This is a genomic window from Haloplanus sp. HW8-1 (assembly GCF_023703795.1).
GTDB classification, from domain to species: Archaea; Halobacteriota; Halobacteria; order Halobacteriales; family Haloferacaceae; genus Haloplanus; species Haloplanus pelagicus.
Genome location: NZ_CP098518.1, coordinates 2,687,889 through 2,707,162, shown reverse-complemented (window position 1 = coordinate 2,707,162; position 19,274 = coordinate 2,687,889). Strand labels below are relative to the sequence as shown.

Sequence of the window (19,274 nt, the reverse complement as noted above, 5' to 3'; positions counted from 1 at the left end):
TTACGGACTTTCAGACTCTGGAAAGCGGAATTTCAAGTTTTTCACCCTCCATACGAGCTGGTGTGTGCAACGAACGTGACTATCGCGAGCAACGATGGCACAAGGACAGAAACTCACCTCCGTACGAGAGCGTAGCGGAGGCGCGTCAGGAACTCGATGATCTTGGGGTGTCGCCCGCAACGATCAACGAACTCTTCGAGGCCGCACAGAATGCGGCCGTCTCGGTTGTTTCCGAATACGGGGTGAGAGACAAAGTGGATACCGAGGTAGTCGCAAGGTGGCTGATGATCTCGGCGTGCGAATCCAGCGTGCAGTTCATTGAGAACGACGTATGGAAAGACCCGCAGGAGGGCGTAGAGAGACTGGTTGCGGATATGGATCAGAGTGCGGCCACGCTGGTTGGCGGAACAGAAACGCGCAACCGAGATATGGCCGTCCTGTTCAACGCAATGCTAGCCAAGAACCACGAGCAAGACTAGCAGGGCATCAAGCACTCGTCAGTTCTATGGCGGGCATCCGCGCGAACCGGTCGTATGATATGTGGTTCTATCGCCGTTCGCTTTCTGATAGAAGAAAGTCTTAGCGGGCTTTAGAGAGACTATGCCGGCATTTATTGTCGTGTGGGCGCTGGGGCAGATATGCCCAGTGGGAGTGACCCCGGTCGCGTGGAGGAATACACCGATCGACAGGTAGAACGCGTTCGGCGCACCGTTCGAGAACCAAATCGCTCGGACATCTTGAAGACTGTCCGGAAGGGGCGGCGAGGGAACATCGCGAGCCCGAAGCCAAACCAGCGCACCAAGCCGTCGTGGAGCAAGGCGACCATCCGCAACAACGCTCGGGATCTCCGCATTCTTGCAGGACAACTGCAGGGGCTGGACGAGGTGGAGTACGAGGGTACGACGTGGACGGGTCGGGAGGGACGCGACGATTATCCCGACCGTCTCCTCGATCTCACGCCTGAGCAAGTGACCGAACTGATCACCGAGATGTCCATCGAACGCGACTGGGCAAGAAGTAACGAGCGAGATTACTGCCTGACCGTACGGAACCACTTTCTCGCGCACGACCGAGTCGAGACTGCCACGGAAATCGACTATCCGCAGGTCGGACTGGAAAACGCCGCCGTGGATATCGAGACAGTTCCCAGCCGCGAGGATCTGCTTGCGCTCATCGACGGCGAAAGCATCCGCGACAAGGCGATGTACACCGTCCTCTGGGAGTCGGGCTGTCGCGTCACCGCCCTCGCCTCCCTGAAGATCAAGCACTGGAAGCCGAAGGGCGAGGGATACGGCGTCGTCCAAGTTCCCGGCGCCTACGTCACCGGTCTGAAGGGCGCCGAACACTCGGCGAAGCCCATCACGTTCGCACGCGGGTACTTGGACAACTGGCTATCGGAACACGAGCTGTCCGACGATCCCGAGGCCCCTCTCTTCCACGGGATCCGCCCGCAAGACGATCCTTCCGAGCACCTGCACCCACACAGCGTTCACCAGCAACTCAAGCGGATCGCCCGCCGTACCGAGGAGATCGATGCCCAGCACATCAGCCCGCACACCTTCAAACACGGTCGCGCGAGCGAGATGCGGGCCTCCGACAAATACAGCAAGGAAGACATCGAGCAGATACTCGACTGGGAGGAGGGCACTCCGATGCACGGGAGATACGAACACGTCACGGAGATCGATGAGGCCGAACGCATCTTGAGAAAGCACGGCTTCGCGCCGACAGACGATGGCGACAGCGTCGAACACCGAGAGTGTCCTCGCTGCGGCACCATCGTGGACATGGATGCGGAGTACTGTCCGAAATGCTCGCTTCGGCAGCGCAACGAGCCCCCACGCTGGTGGCGCATCTATCGCGGCATTACCGATGAGGACGATCCAGTGCGGGAGAAATATCGCGAAGAGCTACCGCCAGCCGACGCTGCCGAATTGGTTCCCGACCTCTTCGACCACGTGAAACGCGTGTTCCTGAGCGGGATGATCGGGGGTGCAGTCCGAAGCAAGGTTGACGGAGAACTTGCCGAAGAGCAGAAAGAGACGTACCATCGGTCTATCGAAGACCCCGATGACAGGCAGTGGGTCTACGACAACATCAGCGGAATTGATCAACAGCATGTTGAGGAACATCCTCATGCCACGAATATTCGGCGTATCGAGTCAGGTGAACTCAACGTATGATAGCTAGTCTCGACAAAGGGTGGTTCACGGGGTTATCGACGCTGAACACAGCACGTCCACTCGTCGCGGATGTTAACTTTGGTACCGATATGTACTATAAACATTCTTATTTTATAAAGTAAGCAAATCAATTACTAACCCAAAAATATGGGATTAGAAGGCCCAGAAACAGAAATTTCAATATCATATAGGGTATGATTTCACAGACCTTTCACACAGGAGTTATTTTACTCCCGCCTATGGCGCCTATCTATGGGTGAGCAGAATCCGCCCGGACGGGAGTTTCGCCCGCTGAACAGAGAACAGTTTGAGGCGTTTGATAGCGCCGCTCAGGCAACGAACGACCCTCTCACGAAACTCACAACTCGGACGATTCCATATACTGGTCTCCGGAACGGTGAGTTCTGTCATCTCCGGGCCAACTGGCTTAAAGAAAAACCGAAGTTGGGAGTGACGGTCTTGAGTGTACCCCAAGAAGAGAAATGCACTGGAGGTATCGGCACTAGCGACGGCGAGAAAGATCAGAGCACGCGCGAGAGACCCTGTTACGAGTGCCGAAACAACCGACAGGGGCGGTGGAGACCGAGTTCACAGTATTCCGTTAGGAAGATTCCGATTGAAGAAGAGCCCGTGTGTGAGTTGTTGAGAGATTGGTTTTCTAAGCACGAGGAGATTCCGATTCTTCGTGATGCGGTTGGACGCCGAGTGAAGTCTGTCGCAGATGAGGCAGGTATCGACCGAAAAGTGACGCCACGCGATCTCCGCGAGACGTATGGGATGATCCTTGCGAGCAAGGGATTCTCCCGAGAAGCTATTCGAGGGAGAATGGGACTACGTCGTGGGAATATGCTGCCATCCACCAACGACATCTCCGTGGCATATTCGATGAAGTTCTCCGATAATAATTCAGACAACAACACCAACTCAGAGTCAAGCGCAGAGGATAAAGATGGCAACTAAGAGTGTTGAATAACGTCAATGGTGTTGAGATAACGTTGAATTGAGTCGCCGCCGCTCGTGGTGAACGGCCTTGGTTGAGAGTGCGTGGAACTCTTCTCATACCGTGATGATTGTGCTTCTCGGATTTTCCCCACGTTCTTTGTTGATGATTGCGAGGACAAGGCGGAGACACAGCGTGGAGAATAATATATTTAATCTGATACTAAAATTCGGCTTGATGATGAACGCTTACAATTACATAAAATATCATACATTCCAATAGCGGACTTCAGTAAATATATCTGTTAAATATATAAGGTAGGCTGTACAAGAGTATCAATGCAACAAAGCAGTTGTGATTTACAGGGATTCCCGGCTAATCATCGGGGACTCTGGCACACACCCCTCGTCTTGAATGTAATTGCGAATCACGCTCCGCGAGAGAGGAGTCCTCACTCGATACTTTCTGTTATCGGAAAGGCAACATATTCTATCATACAGTGCATTGTCCCGAGTATGGAACACCGCGAGTTCTTCGTAGCGGCTGCTGCTACGCCCATCGTGGGGTTTCCCGACTTTGAGAGGGTGGAGAGCGATTTCTCGGAACTTCCAGAATCAGATGATCCGATGGTTTGGTTTGGTCTGCTCTCCGTGGCTGTAGAAGCGCCGGTCGACGAGGAGGAGGCACTTGAGGCAGCTGAGTGGATTCGTGATGACCGCGAGATAGAGGAAGCGATACGACGGGCAGCTCGGGACGAGTACGACGAAGATGAACTGATCGAACGGTTTGTTGCGACATCGGACTGGGTGGAGTATGAGTGACGAGCTTCCTTCACACTATGAATTGGATGACTTCCCGGATCCAATCCTTGAGCCGCCAGAACGGTTCAACCGCATCAAGAACCGGATCGGGTGTTGTGGCGTGAAACCGAACCTCGTCTATGGTGGGTATGTCCATCGGATTTGGGTGACGCACGCCGTCGATTTCGTTCGGGAAGTGTATGACGGCGATGTCGACGCCTATGTGGATATGTTCGCGCCCAATCTCTGTTCCCCAGAGGTGGAGAAAGAAATGCGGGAAGCTGTCGAGCAGGCTCTCGAGTTCCACGACGAATACGAGAGAGAATTCGAGATACTGCGTGAGTACCGAGAACAGGAGTGGCAGCGGATCCGTGAGGAGAGCAGTAACAGTGGCTCAGACCCCGTCCAATAGCTCCTGTAACTCCCGCATTTTCTGCTCAACTTCCCACTCCTCCGTCTTCTCGTGTTCTCCAGCGATTCGATAGGAATGGGCGACGAGCGAGTTCACGCTTGCCAGAAAGTTCTGCATATTGTGTCGTAGCTGCTCATCTGACTCCTGCTGTCCATCTCTTCGTAGTTCCTCCTCAGGATCTCCATTGTTGTGCCAAGGTCATCGGCCATATCCGGATCCGATGACTCGACCCTAATGAATGCCGGCCTGCAGCTGCTCTGCTGTCTCTTCGACTGTGATGGCGTTCTAGTCTATCCCTGTAGGAACCATACTAACTTCACGGCTCTAATCAGTACGTCACGACCGAGATTTTAGAGTTCCACGAGAAATAGAGGGGTTAGAGTAGATTTCATTCAAGACGTGGTGTGTGTGGGTACCCAACTGGACTCCGGGACTGGTGAACTGTATTCTTGAGTTTTCATTCAAGACGTGGCGTGTGTGGGTGCTCAATTCAACTGCGGTGTCGATGATCTGTACTCTCGAGCTTACATTCAAGACGTGGCGCGTGTGGGTCGATTTTGTTAGTCCTCGCGCGGGTCGCCAACTGGTACATCACCGTATTCCGGACAGGAGACCCAGCCCTGTCCAAAGGCACCGCCGAGTCCCTCGTCAGGTCGCCACTCGTGTTCCTCGCCACAGTTTGGACACTCGACTATGGGCGGGTCGATCTCAGTCGCTTCTCTGCGAATGTAGTGGTTGCCCTGATAGGAATCACAGTGCTGGCAGACGTTTCCCCACACCTCTTTTTCGAGGGTGTTGCTGTAGACACGTTCAACAGGCGTGTCGTAATTCGCAAGGACATCGCCGATTGGTGTATCAAGATGATCGTGCCGCGGCCAAACGACAGGAGTGTCCTCGCCACACTGCCAACACTCCGTGTGCCACGTCAGCAACTGATCGGGGTCGACAGGAAGATCATCAGGGAGCATATTGACTAAGATTCCCCAGCACAGTATTTGATTGCTATCATCAGAGTCAGTGATTGCGCATCGGTATTTGCAGTACAATTAGTATATTTGGCCATCGAGAGTGTTATAGAACTCTTGCGGATTGAGTACTACTTGGGCAGGAGTGGCGGCCCTTTGTCTCCACCTATTCAGGAGATATGGATGAAGTGACAAAAACTATCATTATCACACCTTCGATGGCAATAACCGTTATAACAGCCAGCTCTACGCCTGTTAACATCAATAGGATTTTTTCTCTTAGATAACAATCGTCTATAATGATAAGCCACAAAGAGAGAGTCAAAAGGCTCGAAAAGAGAGTAGCAGAAGACCTCCAACTAGAAAATATCGGTGTTAGCCATCGTTACGAAAGCTTATTTGAGTACCTCCAAGACGAGAGAGACCTGAACAAAGACATTCGAAAAAAGCTACATGAATACACAGTCTTTCTCCATCTACTGCCCATCTGGATAGATGCTTCAGACCTGACCTCTGAGGAGAAGATCTCGTTTACCCCCTCTCGTGGTAGAGGATCTCAACTTTCGTGGGTTCCGTCTCTATTCGTGGAACCTCATCTGCCTCCGTATCCCGAGAAAGAACTATGGAACCAGTGTAGCAGAGACTACAAATACTTGCAGAATCCGAGTCAAGAGGGACGTACACATCATACCCGTCCAGATGCTCTTCTGACCGTAGAAGGGACTGATAAACTACCATGGACAGCAAACAGTACTCCTCAACCAGTAGACCAGAGCAGGTTGATGACGATGTGCGCTAACGGCCTCTTTGAGAAGGTAGCAAAAGAACTTGGCGTAGATGAAGTTCCGAGCAACTACGCTGATTGTAGCAGTTTGGTACAGACAGAGGCCGAGAAAGAGTCACCAGATGAACTATACAAGAAGTGGCAGGATTACCAAGAAAGCGCCGAGTACATTATTGAATGCAAGCATAAACCACTTGACGAGGATGACTACTCACAGATTCTCTGGTACGGGCTTGCCTATGATACCGACGTTGTTATAATTAGCAGCCATCCGGTGACAAACAATCAATTCACTCGTGATCTAAATACTCTGTCTGTTGACGTGAGTATCGTCTCTGGTATTGATATTGACACAAACTTCGAGAAAGCACAATCAAAGATATCAGACGCAGTTCAATAGGCGGTTGTATTGAAGAATCCTGCTTGGGTGTGGGAACGCTCTATGTGACTCCTTGACATAAGCAAATCCATATACCTAATACGTACTACGATTGCAAATGATGAGCGACGCGGAACTATTAGACGACCTCTCCGGCTTCGAGTTCGAGGATCTGATGGAGGATGTTTTCCGCAATCTCGGCTACGAGAACGTTCGACAGGCCGAGCGTACAGCCGACAAGGGACGGGATATCCTTATGGAAGAGGCCGTCGACGGAACGCGTCGCGCAATCGTCGTCGAGTGCAAGCACACCGGTTCGGTTGGCCGACCCGTGGTGCAGAAACTCCACTCGGCGGTATCGACGTTCGACTTCGACGGCCCCAAGCGCGGCATGGTCGTGACGACAGGCCGGCTCACCTCGCCGGCAAAAGAGTACGCTGACGACCTCCGCGAGGCCGGCGATCCCCATCCCATCGAACTCATCGACGGCACCGACCTGCGAGAGATCGCCGACGAGATCGGCCTTGATCTCTACAACGGCCGCATCGAGATCATCTGTGACGAGACTCTGCGCCCGTTCGATCCCACTAGCGGTGTCGATGCTCCCGTGCGCGAGGCCTTCCGAGACATCGACAACATCGACGCGGGTGGGATACCGACGCCCCAAGCACGGGCCGAGTTCCAGCCGGTCGTCCTGATCACGGCGGACGTTGACGCCGTGTTCGAAACGTCGGTCGGCGTCATCCACCGCATCGACGAGACCGATCGGTTCGTCGTCCACGCTCGGCGGGGACGGCCCGACATAATGGAAGGGGCGGTTCGTAGGCTCATTGAGGAGAACAGACGCCAGACGACCGAGTTGGACGAAGAGGAATTCGCCGATGTGTTCGATGCCTTCGACGTTCACCGGTTCGGCCAGACTGAGACAGAGTACAAGGACTGGGCTGTCGACCGACTGCGGGAGCGTCACACCACGACGGTCTCCTACACCGGAGACAACAACGTCACCTACACCAAGACGTGCGAGCCGAATCAGTCGGACATCTCAGTGCAGTCGATCACCCCGATCTATCTCCCGGAGATCCGCCAGACAACACGTCTCCAGCAGTACGAGTACCCCTACGAGTACTACGCCGCCGGGCCGTCACGCGTGACAGTTGAGGATGGCATCCATCGGTGTGTCCACTGCGAGACCGCTGGACAGGATACCGACTACACGTTCTGTACCAACTGCGGGAGCATCAGCTGTCCCGACCACACCAAGACGGAGCGGCTGGAACAGGCGCCCGTTTGCACAGGCTGTGCCGTCACCGAGCGATTCGCGTTCAAGACGAAGTACTTCTACGACGAGGAGAATCTGGAGACATTCCGTGCCGAGTACGAGGAAATGTCGCTTCACGAGAAGGCACGCGAAAATCCTCCGTTGGTCGCCGGTGTACTGGTGTCGCTACTTCTTGCGCTCATATTCGGTCTCGTCAGTGCAGGCATCATCTGACTGCGGGAGAATCCCCATCTCAAATCGAGCCCCTTCAAGTGCGTCGTTTGCCGTCGAATCGCTCTGTGAGCTGACCCCTTTGGGGAGTGCCTCGGTAAGATAAGGTAGTTCAAAATACGGTATTTCAAAATACCTTATTTCGAATTACCTTAATCGATGCCAGTATTGTCGTGACAACGGATTGCGTGCGCATAGGGACATTCGACCCTCTCTCGATGATTTCTCCTTACCGATCAAACTTCACTCTGTATCTCCCGTTCCAACTCGTCTAATTGTCAGGGAAGAGTCTTTGAGCGGCCGCTCACAGTTGTCGGTAATGTCACTTATCGGCTTTCGTCGCGAGGACGGCGAAATTGAATATCTTGAGGAGGTAGAGTACAGCGAGGAGCATCTAGAGGACGACCTCCACGAGGTGATCCACAGCGACCCGCGGTTGGTGATGGGAACGCTGACGACCCGTGAGAACGTCGTTCTCGGAAGTAAACTCCAGCTGCCGACCGGAAAAGAGCCCGATTTGCTCGTGTGCGACAAGCGGGGAACGCTCACGACGATCGAGTTCAAGCGCGACCGCTCGCCGCGCTCGGCCGTGACGCAACTCTTCGACTACGCGTCATCACTGGCCCGGTTGGATCAGGATGAGTTCTTCGACCTCACCACCTACGAGTCGCTGGAGGAACTCTACGAGGCCTTTGACCACGAGGAGGATACGGAGTTCGACATCGACGACTTCGAGCGGGAGTTCGCCGAGGGACTGGAGTCGCCCCAGCTGATGTTGGTCGCGTACACGATCACCGACGACGTCCGTCGGATGACGCGCTGGCTGCGGGACCCCCACGACTTGAAGATCAACTGCGTCGAGTTCGACTACTACGAGCGGGACGACGCCGAGATGTTCGTCCCAACAATCATCGGCGCCGACGAGACGCAGGAGATCAAGGAACGGGAGGCGTCGCCGAAGCAGAAGAAGTACCGGCGGTTCTTCGGCGAGGTACTCGAACGCTTCAAGGAGGAACTTCCCGACGTCACGAGCAGGAGTGCCAGCAGCGATAGCTGGCTCACGATCCCGGCTGGACACTCGGACGTCGAGTTCGTGTGGCACTTCAAAGGCGATCCCGGCGACAAGGAGTTCCACGTCGTGATGAACTTCCAATTCGATGATTCTGCGCGGAATGAGGAGATGCTGGAGACGATGCTGGCGGCGATAGAAGACCGACCGCTGGACATCCCTGAGGAGATCCACTCCGAGGAGTACGGGAGCAGCGGGTACACGCGGCTCTATGTCAAACGTGAGGTGGGCCGACTGGATGACGCCCTAGAGGACGAGGAACTCAAAGAGTGGGCCGTGGATAGGCTGGCGGAATTCCACGAACAGTTGACGCCTGTCTTGGACGAGGAACTGCGATAAGTGCGTCGAGAGGAGATGTCTGCCTCAGTTGTGTTGGAAGGGTATGTGAGTTGTCGTGGGAATGACTGCTGGAATGCTGTGGCTAAATTGACGAATCATTCACGGGCGGATAGATCGGGATGATGAGGCCTAAGCAGGACGCCTGACAACCGAGTTATCAATGACAGAGGACAGCGACCCGGACGAGGAGGAGGTCGCATCAGCTGAAGAACTGGTAGAACAAATAGAAGAGAACTGGCGGGAGAAGGTGGAAAAGGCCACACTCGACGATTGCGAACAAATCCGCGAAGCGGGAGATTACGTCCGCTCGGCGGACAACTGGCAGGACGCTGTTAACCGCGTCACCGACGGACTGGATGTCGATGAAGAGCGGGCAGAATGGCTCGTCGCCATCTACATCAAGATATTCACCGACCCATCTGGGAGCGTCACAGGGTACGGCCTCAATATCGGCGGTAGCTACTACAGCACGGAGGAATCCGTTGAGGAACTCCAACCTGAGACGAGAATCGACTCCGTCGAGGAGGCCGAGGAGTACCTCCGAGAGTACGTCGGCGTACACGCGGACGAGATGGATATTGACAGCGTGACGTTCACTGACGACTTGCCGGACGAACCTCCATCACCCTCTATCGACCTCGACATTGAGTTTCCAACCCCACAGTTCACAGCCCTCACCGAGGCACTGGAGACCATCACAACGTCGTACCACCAGCGCGTGGCCACCCAACTCGCCGCATCGTTCGACCTCAGCAGCTACTTCGACTCTCTCCTCCGTGACGCGTTAGAACCGATCTCCGAACTCGCCGAGCAGTACCGGGAAATCGAGGAATCCGACTTCGAGTTCAAGTGGCTTTCCAACGTCAAGCACGCCGCCTTTATGCAGCTCTACCGCGAGTATCGCGAGGAGGGAAACGAAGCTGCAGCCGAACTCCTCGCCGCCCAACTCAGCGAAGAGGAGGACATCGAGGGCTTCAAGGAGTACTTCCGCTCGTTCGACGAGTACGAAGAACGACAGGAGATCATCAACCAAGCCCTTGACGCCCACGCCGAAGGTCGGTACGCTCTCAGCATCCCCGTAATCCTAAGCCAACTCGAAGGCGTAATCATCGACGCTGCACTCGATATTGGGATCTGGCGGCACGACGAAGATGTGTACGGCGTCAAGGTCGTCGGCAAGGGGGAGGGAAGTCCAAAACACATCTCCGAGATCGACGACGCGTTCCGGGATTATTACCAGAGCCACTTCTGGCCCAATCGCACTGACATCCTGCACGGGGAACGCACTGACTACGCCGACGACGAAATCCTCTCGGCAAAACTCATCTGGCTCCTCTTCCAGACCCTGCACACCGTCGAGAACATCCGGTCGGCCGAGAACCTCGGCGACTACTACATCCTACAGGCAATCTCCGAGGGAGACGCACAGACCATCTCGTCCGTTGCCGATCACCTTGACTACCAAGAAGACTACGTGGCAGACCGCTGCGACGCCTTGCAAGATCAACAAGCCCTCGCAGTCTCTGACGACGAACTAGAACTCACGGAGACCGGCCTCAAATACCTGCACGGCGAGGGTCGCCTCCCTTCCGGCTAGAGCTAGACCGTATAAACTGCTACCAGTTGCTCCGACGAGACCTCACGACCTCCTTGACTACGGGATCTCCCCGGGTGCGCAGACAGTATCAACCATTGAGAGCTGATGGCCCACCGTGGTCGCCTGAGTCGGTGTAGGCCTCGACGGCCTCGGTTGCATCCGCGAGCGCGAGTGCAGCCCGCGCAAGCTTCAGGTTCCGATGCGTCGTCTGCCACTCCGCTATCGCCGCCGCATCCAGTTCTGTGTCATCGATGGCCGCGGCGCGTGGGGATTCTGCGCCGGTCTGCTCCTCAAATTCCCGGACAGTCTCGCGAAGCTCCGTGACGCGAGCCGAAAGCGTCTCAACATCGACCGAATCGAGGATCTGCCCCGCGCGTTCGAGGACAACCGAGCGGGGAGCACGTTTGTACCACGTCCCGTTCTCATCCGGCGGGGAGGCTGTCTTGACGAAGCCCTCTTCGGCGAGGATATCCAGATGCTTGCGTGCAGTCGTCTCCGAGATTAGCGCCCGTTCGGCGATGGTGGCGACCGACTGGGAGTCGTACGTCCGTTTCATCACGGTGCGAACGCGCTCGCCGGGGCTGGTGTCCGTCGTCCACTCCTTGGTAACACGCTTGTTCACGTTGGTGGGACGGTCGTCAGCCATACGTCGTCTCGTGGACACGGATTAATTTGTTTTGGGAGCAGCATACTTGTCCCCTGTCAGCCGCGGTATCCATACAGAACGCCAGTGGTTCACGCTTTCGCTGTAGCCGGCTCTTTTCTCCTTTGGGATGTAATATCCGAATATGGACGTGATTGAGGCTCTGGATAAGTTGCGTGAGGGCGAGATCGAGGCCGACGAAGTCCGTGAAATGCATTCGCATATAGATGGAATAGAACGATCGATCTCGGTCGCTATCGCACAGCGCGAGCAGACAATGGACGAGGATGAATTTAAGCAGTCATTTGAAGCGGATTTCGAGTTGGAGTGAATCCGACGCCGGCAACTAAGTTACCACACGGAGGATCCGGAGTCATGACCGATGACCTCCCCGACTCCATCCGAGATGCACTCGACGATGCCAAGGAGGCATTCGAGCCACCTGCCGATCCCGACGAGCTGGAGCCCGACTATCCCGCCGATATGACCCCGGAAGAGCGGGTCGATCACGTTCTCACGAACGAGTACCCACGGTGGCGGGGGATGGAGTGGATCGCCGCTGCCGCCGACACCGACATCGAGCAAGCGCAAAGCGTTGTCCGAGAACGCCTCTCGGAGGGTGAAGTTGAGGTCTCTGGCGAGGGAGTCAGGCGGAACCGGTATCACGTCTACTTCGAGGAGGTCGAGGAGCTGACCGAGAAGCTGGACGATCGGGGCCAGATCTGGTAGTCTGGCCGGGAATGCGCTGTCACCCAGTCGACCGACAAGTCGGGAAATATGCTCGAGTGACTGTGACCTACTCGCTGCTGAATGTCTCCTGCATAATAGCACCGCTGAGTCGCATCATATCTCGGTGACTGGAGGCGACCCGACCCACCATCATTTTCGTGTTCGCCTCTGCGTACTCGTCCATCTCGGTGACGATCCGCTCCACGTCCTCGTCTCCATCCCACACTCCCTGATCCGTCATCCACGCGATGTCCTCGCAGACCGCGATCTTCAGGTACTCCCTCACAACATCGATGTCGACCTTGTCTTGCCTTGTTTTGCCGCCGACTAAGGGTATCCTCAGACGTTCTCACGGTGATATTCCGCCAGATTAACCGGGAAATGGACGCCGTCTGGCGATATGGCATCGCTCAGACGGCTTGCCTGGATGTGTCGAAACCTTGCCAAACAGCACGTTAGCGATCCGGACGTACCCGCCGCGCCGGATGGCGCGGACGGGTACGCTGAGTGGGTCCAGATCGCGTTAATTCTGTACCGTGTCGAACTGGAGAAGAGCCTCCGCAAAACTGAAGACTACCTTAACGAGATGCCTGGTATTCTCGCCGTGTTCAATCTTGACGAGGCTCCGCACTACAGTTCGCTCTGTCGGTGGGAAGATGAGTACCGAATGCGTGAACTCCGCCGCCTGCTCCGCGCGTCGGCGGAGCAGGCGGGCTGGAGTGGTGAAGCCGCAATTGATGCAAGTGGCTTCCAGCGCGATCAAACCAGCTACCACTACCGCGACCGCGCTGATTTCTCGTTCCAGTCGATGAAGACGACGATCTTGATCGATGTGAACTCCTTAGCGATCAAGGACGTTCATTTCACGACGCAGAAGGCGTGGGACGGGCATATTGGGATGCAGGTCTTCCGCCGGAACGCGGAAGACCTGCGTGTGTTGTCTGCTGACGCGAACTACTCGTGGGGAGAACTCCGTGAAGAGTGTCGCTCCGAGTCAACGCGCCCGTTGATCAAGCACAGGGAACAGACACCGTTGCAGAAGGCTCACAACGCCCGAATGGACGCTAATGACTACAACCAGCGCTGGATGAGTGAAACGGGCTTCTCGCAGTTGAAGGAAGACGACGGCGAGAAGCTCCGCTCCCGGAGCTGGCATGGCCAGTTCCGGGAGCTGACACGGAAGTGTATCGTGCATAATCTAACGCAGGCGGCGAGTTAGGGCTCGCCGCCTGCTCCCCCTTCTCCGGGCGTATCCGGGAGAGGCGTCGCCGTCGTCATCGAAACAAGAACGCTAAATACCATAGTTCTGACTCTTCAGCAATGCCGGGAGAAGCGGCTACTGCATATTCTGAGTTCGAAACCCGTCTGTGACACCGTAAAACTGTGATTGATTAACCCTACCCCGACGCAGTCTTTCGATTCAACGAGGCACCTTGTCTTCAACATCGTACTCTTCGAGGAGCTTTGGAGCGACCTCGTCGATTTTATCGAACAGTTTGTCGATCAACGCAGTATTGATTCCATGAACTGTGGCCAGCGCGTCTTTGCCATCCTCGCTGGAGTCAAACTGGGGCCCTCGCATATGGCGCCGACGTCACTGGCTTCGGATAAATGCCGGCCCGTTCACCAGAAGTTCCAAATGATCTGGCTGTTCTGAAGCAGTTCCCCGTAGTCCAGCAGATCGCGCGGTCTCGTCGGCAAAACGAAGGTGGCGCCGGCACAAGATCCCGTATGGTCACTCACGAGGGTGGCGAAGGCGTGTTGCTCGGGCGGGCGTGTGGCGACGCGCTGGACGAAACGGCCGAGGGCTGGTCGGACGATCGCATCGCTACAAAACACGGCACGCTCACAGAGTTCGTCGACGGGTACGTTCCACCCGATGGCCTCACCGACGACACGGAGCAGGCGCTTCATGTGGCGCGGGGTCTCGTCAAGTGTGGCAAACGAGACATTATGAGGAGTGAGGCACAAGTTTGTCCCAATGCCTTGTTCGACGTGCGATACTCCCCTGCTGGTTGGTCACAAATTCAATAGCCTCTATTGTCCGAACTGTCTGGATTTAGGTGTAGTTGACCCTGAGAGCGTTAAGGAACAAATAGACCAGACCCGTCAGATTGTTAGCGAAGATCGGGCGATGAAAATGTTGGCTGAGTATGATAAGAACCACTTGATACTCCTCCTGATTGACGAGCTAAACCGAATCTCTCACTCGTTCTATGAGCGATTTGACTCTGAACTGCCTGTGCGGAAGTTCGCCTATACGAGTTATCTTCTAAAATTGGTCTATGAACGCGACGATTTCGGGGACAAGCAGTTCGAGTATCAGGAAGACGGCCTACCCGAAAAAATAGGACTCATCTACGACCTCATCGATAAGGTTTATAGGAAATTAGATCAGGTTGAGGACGGGTTTGTTTATGCTGTCAAACCGCCAGTAGAGCCTCACAACCCCAAACCATTCGTTGGTGAACACATATTCTTTGAGTCGGAATATAGATACTGCTTCCTCCGATGCTTGGACAGTCTTGCCGGTGGAAGTAAGGAGGGTATCGAGTTCTTCTACCGGGCACATGAAGAAGCTCGGAATTTCGAGAAGACAGATGTTGATGATATAGATTCGTTACAGGAGTTCACAAGCACGTTTTTCGAAATTATCGTGACGATGGCCTTCATGCTCTCCACGGACAAGACGCTCAATGAAATCTACCACAAATCGCTACCTAACAGCGTAGATGCATTCGATCTAAAAGGATTTCTAGACTGTATTGATTCTCAGTTCACCGAGGAAGGGATAGAGCACATCGATGAGACAGGGACTCTCCCGGTTGCCGCTGAAGAAGGAGTCAACCAATGTGGAGTGAACGTCTTTGGCGATGACTGGGAGGCGGTCGGAGAAAGCCTCCTTGTGAGCGAGAATAATGTAGATGCTCACCCCTTCCTTTTCAAAATTATTCGTGAACACGTCATTACACAGGATGCTGGAAGACCTCCCGTTACGAAGGACGAACCCGTTATCCTCTATCCAAGATACTACAACCAGCTCATCCGGTTCCAATTATTCCCTCTGCTGGAGAATGGGGATTCAAAGAGTGGTCAAGACCTGCTTGATGATGAATGTAAAAGTCGCGGAAAACAATTTGAGTATAATCTATATGAGTTTCTGAAGAACGATGGCTACGAGTGCTATTACAGCTCGTGGTTCACAAAATCAGACCAGCGTGAGATTGACCTCATCGTGGTTAACCAATCGGATGAAGAACTCTGGTTTATCGAGTGTAAATTCCTCCTTCCAGAAACGCATATGCGTACAGCGAGCGGAGTAATCCGTCTCAACCAGAAGTTTGATTCTAAGGTCTACAAAGAAGATACCGAGCATTACGATGCCGAGTCGGGGGAACCCTTCCCTGAGAAGGTGGAGACGTGGCTGAATGAAAAGCCGGGAGACCCATTCTTATCTCACCTTGACCGGGACTGTGAAGATCGAGTGGAACAGCAATTTGTGGAGGAATGGACTGACCTCGACGTGAGGATGTTTGTGGTGTCAAATGTCGTTCCATCTTACATCGAGAAACAGAGTGTAGAGTTCTTGACCGACGTAGAGTTTATCCAGATGTTGGATGGAGAGCTGGAAATGTATACGCCTAAATCCTGAAGCGTAGAGATTAGCTCGATTAACGCACTCGGTACGGCTTCTGAACTTTTGTATTCAGTTAGTACGACTTTCCACTCAAGATATCAATAGCAGCCCCAGCTGGTACGTACGCACGCATACCGACAGTAGATTTGCCAGCGATTTTTGAAAGAAACAGCAACGTCGCTCTGCACTGACCTTTTCTATTCAGCACGCCGCTCCTATCAGTTGTGGAGGGTTTCAACAGAGCCCGCTGTTCGTATTACTGTGGCCGAACCGGTTCCTCACACTCGTAGCATTCCGCGAAGACCTGTGTCTTGTCCTCAGTCTCGTACTCGATGAGCACAGCTTCCGCTGGGATGGCCGACCCGCAGAACGGACACGTGCCAAGTTCCGACGCTGTGTTCGACATGGGGAATTGGGAAAGGGAAACTTGGAGCGTGTGACAAAGTTCCAAGTTCCATGTGGATATTGAGACTCCATATTTAAATCACTCAGGGAAGCACGGTGAAAGTGATAGATGTGGCCGAGATCACTGAGCCGCCGAGATTTCGACAGCGTGTTCCTCAGCCAACTCCACGACATCGTAGACGTGAATCCCGGATTTGAACCACAGCACGCGGTCGGCGGTGTCGCCGAAGTCCTCCTCGGCGCAATCCAATCGCTCCGAGACGGCCACCACCAGATTGTCGATGTCTGCGTCGCGGATCTTCGATAGCTTCTCGTCGAGATACTCGGGCGTCCAAAAGCCCACGATTTCGAGTAGAGCCCGGCGACCGTCGGGATGTTCGACCGCGAAGTCCGGCAGCATCACCTCCTCACCGAGATCCAGCACGTCATCCTCGCGAACCAGCTCCCACTCGGTGTTCGCCCGCTCCCACTTGTCGGCGAGCGTCCGCTCGACATCGCTGTCGAACTCGTCGCCGGAGCTGTAGTGCGATGACAGTGAATCCGTGTGATCGAGTGCGAGTGTCCGCGTCCGACTCACTGCGTCATCGTCTGCAATTGCCGCCTCCATCTCCCATCGGTCGCACAGCGGGAGTGCCGGCAGGAAGTTCGCCAGTCGAATGCCGTACTTGCGGGTCTGGGAGAACAGCGACGCTGGGCCATCCAACACCGCCTCGTAGCCGTCGGCCCGATCCGTTCCCGCTACGCGCTCGCCCTCTGCGTCGATGGGATAGATGCGATGCATCAGCCCGAACAGCTTCACGTAGCTGAAGACCGTTCCGAAGTGATCCCACACGCGGATGCGCATCTCCGTGGCGTCGTACAGCACGGCCTGCGCGAGCGCGAGATTGTAGCGGGCAAGCAACCACTCGACCGTGATGTCGTCCTCTCGGTAGCGGTCGTCGGACTGGCCCGTGAGCTGGGTGGTTGACGCGCCGCTCTCGTCGGCGGCGTGATCCTCGTGGATGCGATTCCCGAACCGAACGAGGCGCTTGTTGCGCTCCAAGTCCGCGTACATCCCCGTGTAGCACTCTTCTAGCGAAATGCCCAACTCGTCGGCCACGGCGGTGTACACCTCCAGCTTCTGCGTGTCCTCGCCGAGCGTGGGCTGGCGGACGATCGGATACCGCTCGTTGGCTTTCTCGAAGAGTCGCTGGCGAATCTCTCGCGGTTCGACAGGCGTCACGGTCTCGAACTCGGACTCGTCTCGCAATAGCTTCGCCAAGCCTTGGATGATCTTGTAGTCTGTGTCGGCGACGGTCAACTCGTCGATTTCGTCCTCGAGGTCGCCCTTCGGCTCGCCCAGATGTGCATCGAACAGGTCGATCAGCTCGCGGGCTGTCTGCCGGTATCGCTTCTCGTGGGGATCGATGAACAGGGGTTGCACCTCGTCGTCGGTGGTGCGCGAGCGGGCGAGATCAGCTGTCAGCACTGCCGGTCACCCCCTGTCGTCGCTGTTGGGAGACGTAGTTCTCCTTGGTGTCGGCGGCGATGATCTCGTACAGGCGGGCGGGTTCGCGATCCTCTGTCGGGCGAAGAATCCGCCCGAGCCGCTGGGCGTACTGCCGCTTGGAGGCACTTCCCGAGAGGATGATGCCCACGTTTGCGGCCGGCACGTCAATACCCTCGTCCAGCACCTGCGACGTCGCCAGCATCGAGTACTCGCCGGTCTTGAACCGCTCGAGTATCTCGGTGCGCTCGTCGGTCTTGGTCTGGTGGGTGATGCAGGGGACGATGAACTCCTTGGAGATGTCGTAGGCGAACTCGTTGTTGGCGGTGAAGATGATGACGCGGTCGTCGTGATGGCGCTTGATGAGGTTGTCCAGCGTGTCCAGTTTCTTCTCGGCCGTGCGGGCGATCTTCTCGGCACGCTGCTTGGCGATCAGCGCCCGTCGTCCCTGCGGGTCGTAGGAGGTTCGCTGGAGAAACTCCTGATAGCCCGTTTCCTTCCAGAGGTCGAAGTCGTGGCTGTCGACGTAGTCGCGGTAGATCTGGTACTCCTCGTCGTATCGCTCGCGCTCCTCGGACGTGAGGTCGACCGAGAGGTGAATGGTCTCGTACTCGCTGAGGTACTCGCCGGCGAGATTGTCCACCTGCTCCTCGTAGACGACCGGGCCGATCAGGTCTTCGAGCACCTCGTGCTTGTCGTCGGCCCGCTCGTAGGTGGCGGTCAGCCCCAGCCGGTACGGTGCGATCGTCATTTCGGGAATCTGCTGGTAGGTGGGGGCTGGCAGGTGATGCACCTCGTCCACGACGAGCAGGCCGAACCGATCGCCGTACTCGTCGATGTAGCGATAGGCGCTGTCGTAGGTGGTGACCGTGATAGGCGTCACCTCGTGGGAGCCGCCACCGAGGACACCGATGTCTTGTGAGAGTTGGTCGCCGAAGGCGTTGGTAAGGGTGGCGTGCCACTGGTTCATCAGATCGATCGTCGGGACGACGACCAGCGTCGCAACGCCAGCGTCGGCGATGGCTTGAATGCCGAGAAACGTCTTCCCGCTTCCGGTCGGGAGCACGACGCTACCTCGACGGCCGTGGTCGCGCCACGCGTCGAGAGCCGCTTGTTGATAGTCCCGGGATTCGATCTGGACGGCTGGCGTGAGCGCGATGTCGGGATAAACCCGCGCGTCGTCCGTGAGATCGACGTCTTGTCCCGCACTCTGGTGGAGTTCTAATTGCCCATTCTCGGCCGTCCCATCGTCCCACTCACCGGCCCAGTCGCAGATCGACCGATAATGCCGAGCCTGAGCACGATATTCGTCAACGCGGTCGTCCCACTCCGCGTGAGGCACACCATCGGGGGCGTCCCGGAGCAAGAGCGTCCCATCGTCGAACTCGATACGCATTTCGGGTGGAGTGAGACT

Annotated in this window: 21 protein-coding genes; 14 read left to right on the top strand and 7 right to left on the bottom strand. The window is 55.6% G+C overall.

From position 1 onward, the window contains the following. The first annotated feature begins 62 nt into the window (after nucleotides 1-62). From NBT82_RS14165 to NBT82_RS14145, 5 genes are all read left to right on the top strand, one after another. The gene (locus NBT82_RS14165; protein WP_251328758.1) at nucleotides 63-479 is read left to right on the top strand and encodes a hypothetical protein; all 417 of its coding nucleotides are present in this window, start codon (nucleotides 63-65) and stop codon (nucleotides 477-479) included. Nucleotides 480-638: 159 nt separating this feature from the next. Further along, nucleotides 639-2,183: a site-specific integrase gene (locus NBT82_RS14160; RefSeq protein ID WP_251328757.1), complete on the top strand. Its 1,545-nt coding sequence runs from the start codon at nucleotides 639-641 to the stop codon at nucleotides 2,181-2,183. 252 nt (nucleotides 2,184-2,435) lie between these two features. Further along, entirely contained in the window at nucleotides 2,436-3,143 is a 708-nt protein-coding gene (locus NBT82_RS14155) for a site-specific integrase (RefSeq protein WP_251328756.1), read from the top strand. 495 nt (nucleotides 3,144-3,638) lie between these two features. Then, complete coding sequence (locus tag NBT82_RS14150) at nucleotides 3,639-3,944, top strand: hypothetical protein (RefSeq protein ID WP_251328755.1); 306 nt, start codon at nucleotides 3,639-3,641, stop codon at nucleotides 3,942-3,944. After that, nucleotides 3,937-4,335, top strand: coding sequence for a hypothetical protein (locus NBT82_RS14145; protein ID WP_251328754.1), 399 nt, complete (start codon nucleotides 3,937-3,939; stop codon nucleotides 4,333-4,335). Before NBT82_RS14150 ends, NBT82_RS14145 begins: the two co-directional genes overlap by 8 nt. A 560-nt stretch (nucleotides 4,336-4,895) precedes the next feature. On the opposite strand, the gene NBT82_RS14140 is transcribed toward NBT82_RS14145, so the two are convergent. Beyond that, nucleotides 4,896-5,303 (bottom strand): hypothetical protein, encoded by a 408-nt coding sequence (locus tag NBT82_RS14140; RefSeq protein ID WP_251328753.1) that lies wholly within the window; start codon nucleotides 5,301-5,303, stop codon nucleotides 4,896-4,898. A 296-nt stretch (nucleotides 5,304-5,599) separates the two neighbouring features. On the opposite strand from NBT82_RS14140, the gene NBT82_RS14135 reads away from it, so the two are divergent. The 4 genes from NBT82_RS14135 to NBT82_RS14120 all read left to right on the top strand — a co-directional run bounded on the left by NBT82_RS14135 (nucleotide 5,600) and on the right by NBT82_RS14120 (nucleotide 10,960). Further along, the gene (locus tag NBT82_RS14135; RefSeq protein WP_251328752.1) at nucleotides 5,600-6,484 is read left to right on the top strand and encodes a hypothetical protein; all 885 of its coding nucleotides are present in this window, start codon (nucleotides 5,600-5,602) and stop codon (nucleotides 6,482-6,484) included. Between the two features lie 97 nt (nucleotides 6,485-6,581). Then, the gene (locus tag NBT82_RS14130; RefSeq protein ID WP_345780651.1) at nucleotides 6,582-7,958 is read left to right on the top strand and encodes a restriction endonuclease; all 1,377 of its coding nucleotides are present in this window, start codon (nucleotides 6,582-6,584) and stop codon (nucleotides 7,956-7,958) included. A 316-nt stretch (nucleotides 7,959-8,274) separates the two neighbouring features. Next, nucleotides 8,275-9,363, top strand: a complete 1,089-nt coding sequence (locus NBT82_RS14125) for a DUF4268 domain-containing protein (protein WP_251328751.1) — start codon at nucleotides 8,275-8,277, stop codon at nucleotides 9,361-9,363. 160 nt (nucleotides 9,364-9,523) lie between these two features. After that, nucleotides 9,524-10,960, top strand: coding sequence for a hypothetical protein (locus tag NBT82_RS14120; protein ID WP_251328750.1), 1,437 nt, complete (start codon nucleotides 9,524-9,526; stop codon nucleotides 10,958-10,960). Nucleotides 10,961-11,048: 88 nt separating this feature from the next. On the opposite strand, the gene NBT82_RS14115 is transcribed toward NBT82_RS14120, so the two are convergent. Further along, entirely contained in the window at nucleotides 11,049-11,606 is a 558-nt protein-coding gene (locus NBT82_RS14115; RefSeq protein ID WP_251328749.1) for a DUF7342 family protein, read from the bottom strand. A gap of 142 nt (nucleotides 11,607-11,748) precedes the next feature. On the opposite strand from NBT82_RS14115, the gene NBT82_RS14110 reads away from it, so the two are divergent. Beyond that, nucleotides 11,749-11,934 (top strand): hypothetical protein, encoded by a 186-nt coding sequence (locus NBT82_RS14110; protein ID WP_251328748.1) that lies wholly within the window; start codon nucleotides 11,749-11,751, stop codon nucleotides 11,932-11,934. Nucleotides 11,935-11,978: 44 nt separating this feature from the next. Beyond that, the gene (locus NBT82_RS14105) at nucleotides 11,979-12,332 is read left to right on the top strand and encodes a hypothetical protein (protein WP_251328747.1); all 354 of its coding nucleotides are present in this window, start codon (nucleotides 11,979-11,981) and stop codon (nucleotides 12,330-12,332) included. 67 nt (nucleotides 12,333-12,399) lie between these two features. Here NBT82_RS14105 and NBT82_RS14100 read toward each other — a convergent pair whose 3' ends face one another. After that, nucleotides 12,400-12,618 (bottom strand): hypothetical protein, encoded by a 219-nt coding sequence (locus tag NBT82_RS14100; protein WP_251328746.1) that lies wholly within the window; start codon nucleotides 12,616-12,618, stop codon nucleotides 12,400-12,402. Between the two features lie 114 nt (nucleotides 12,619-12,732). Between NBT82_RS14100 and NBT82_RS14095 the strand changes: the two genes are divergently transcribed. Continuing rightward, the gene (locus NBT82_RS14095; protein ID WP_251328745.1) at nucleotides 12,733-13,551 is read left to right on the top strand and encodes an IS5 family transposase; all 819 of its coding nucleotides are present in this window, start codon (nucleotides 12,733-12,735) and stop codon (nucleotides 13,549-13,551) included. Nucleotides 13,552-13,752: 201 nt separating this feature from the next. On the opposite strand, the gene NBT82_RS14090 is transcribed toward NBT82_RS14095, so the two are convergent. Beyond that, nucleotides 13,753-13,914 (bottom strand): hypothetical protein, encoded by a 162-nt coding sequence (locus NBT82_RS14090; protein ID WP_251328744.1) that lies wholly within the window; start codon nucleotides 13,912-13,914, stop codon nucleotides 13,753-13,755. 206 nt (nucleotides 13,915-14,120) lie between these two features. Here NBT82_RS14090 and NBT82_RS20335 point away from each other — a divergent pair, with 206 nt between their 5' ends. Beyond that, complete coding sequence (locus tag NBT82_RS20335) at nucleotides 14,121-14,366, top strand: hypothetical protein (protein ID WP_425601772.1); 246 nt, start codon at nucleotides 14,121-14,123, stop codon at nucleotides 14,364-14,366. Further along, the gene (locus NBT82_RS14080; protein ID WP_251328742.1) at nucleotides 14,314-15,984 is read left to right on the top strand and encodes a hypothetical protein; all 1,671 of its coding nucleotides are present in this window, start codon (nucleotides 14,314-14,316) and stop codon (nucleotides 15,982-15,984) included. Before NBT82_RS20335 ends, NBT82_RS14080 begins: the two co-directional genes overlap by 53 nt. Nucleotides 15,985-16,225: 241 nt before the next feature. Here NBT82_RS14080 and NBT82_RS20445 read toward each other — a convergent pair whose 3' ends face one another. From NBT82_RS20445 to NBT82_RS14070, 3 genes are all read right to left on the bottom strand, one after another. Next, entirely contained in the window at nucleotides 16,226-16,375 is a 150-nt protein-coding gene (locus NBT82_RS20445) for a DUF7837 family putative zinc-binding protein (RefSeq protein ID WP_486617147.1), read from the bottom strand. A 120-nt stretch (nucleotides 16,376-16,495) separates the two neighbouring features. Then, nucleotides 16,496-17,842, bottom strand: coding sequence for a DUF790 family protein (locus tag NBT82_RS14075; protein ID WP_251328741.1), 1,347 nt, complete (start codon nucleotides 17,840-17,842; stop codon nucleotides 16,496-16,498). Continuing rightward, entirely contained in the window at nucleotides 17,829-19,256 is a 1,428-nt protein-coding gene (locus NBT82_RS14070; protein WP_251328740.1) for a DEAD/DEAH box helicase family protein, read from the bottom strand. The genes NBT82_RS14075 and NBT82_RS14070 overlap by 14 nt, the downstream gene beginning before the upstream one ends. Nucleotides 19,257-19,274 lie beyond the last annotated feature (18 nt).

Excerpts from the sequence above, each read along its gene's own strand:
- NBT82_RS14160 (WP_251328757.1), top strand. The coding sequence starts at position 639 with ATGCCCAGTGGGAGTGACCCCGGTCGCGTGGAGGAATACACCGATCGA.
- NBT82_RS14155 (WP_251328756.1), top strand. The coding sequence starts at position 2,436 with ATGGGTGAGCAGAATCCGCCCGGACGGGAGTTTCGCCCGCTGAACAGA.
- NBT82_RS14150 (WP_251328755.1), top strand. The coding sequence starts at position 3,639 with ATGGAACACCGCGAGTTCTTCGTAGCGGCTGCTGCTACGCCCATCGTG.
- NBT82_RS14145 (WP_251328754.1), top strand. The coding sequence starts at position 3,937 with ATGAGTGACGAGCTTCCTTCACACTATGAATTGGATGACTTCCCGGAT.
- NBT82_RS14140 (WP_251328753.1), bottom strand. The coding sequence starts at position 5,303 with ATGCTCCCTGATGATCTTCCTGTCGACCCCGATCAGTTGCTGACGTGG.
- NBT82_RS14135 (WP_251328752.1), top strand. The coding sequence starts at position 5,600 with ATGATAAGCCACAAAGAGAGAGTCAAAAGGCTCGAAAAGAGAGTAGCA.
- NBT82_RS14130 (WP_345780651.1), top strand. The coding sequence starts at position 6,582 with ATGATGAGCGACGCGGAACTATTAGACGACCTCTCCGGCTTCGAGTTC.
- NBT82_RS14125 (WP_251328751.1), top strand. The coding sequence starts at position 8,275 with ATGTCACTTATCGGCTTTCGTCGCGAGGACGGCGAAATTGAATATCTT.
- NBT82_RS14120 (WP_251328750.1), top strand. The coding sequence starts at position 9,524 with ATGACAGAGGACAGCGACCCGGACGAGGAGGAGGTCGCATCAGCTGAA.
- NBT82_RS14115 (WP_251328749.1), bottom strand. The coding sequence starts at position 11,606 with ATGGCTGACGACCGTCCCACCAACGTGAACAAGCGTGTTACCAAGGAG.
- NBT82_RS14110 (WP_251328748.1), top strand. The coding sequence starts at position 11,749 with ATGGACGTGATTGAGGCTCTGGATAAGTTGCGTGAGGGCGAGATCGAG.
- NBT82_RS14105 (WP_251328747.1), top strand. The coding sequence starts at position 11,979 with ATGACCGATGACCTCCCCGACTCCATCCGAGATGCACTCGACGATGCC.
- NBT82_RS14095 (WP_251328745.1), top strand. The coding sequence starts at position 12,733 with ATGGCATCGCTCAGACGGCTTGCCTGGATGTGTCGAAACCTTGCCAAA.
- NBT82_RS14090 (WP_251328744.1), bottom strand. The coding sequence starts at position 13,914 with ATGCGAGGGCCCCAGTTTGACTCCAGCGAGGATGGCAAAGACGCGCTG.
- NBT82_RS14080 (WP_251328742.1), top strand. The coding sequence starts at position 14,314 with ATGCCTTGTTCGACGTGCGATACTCCCCTGCTGGTTGGTCACAAATTC.
- NBT82_RS20445 (WP_486617147.1), bottom strand. The coding sequence starts at position 16,375 with ATGTCGAACACAGCGTCGGAACTTGGCACGTGTCCGTTCTGCGGGTCG.
- NBT82_RS14070 (WP_251328740.1), bottom strand. The coding sequence starts at position 19,256 with ATGCGTATCGAGTTCGACGATGGGACGCTCTTGCTCCGGGACGCCCCC.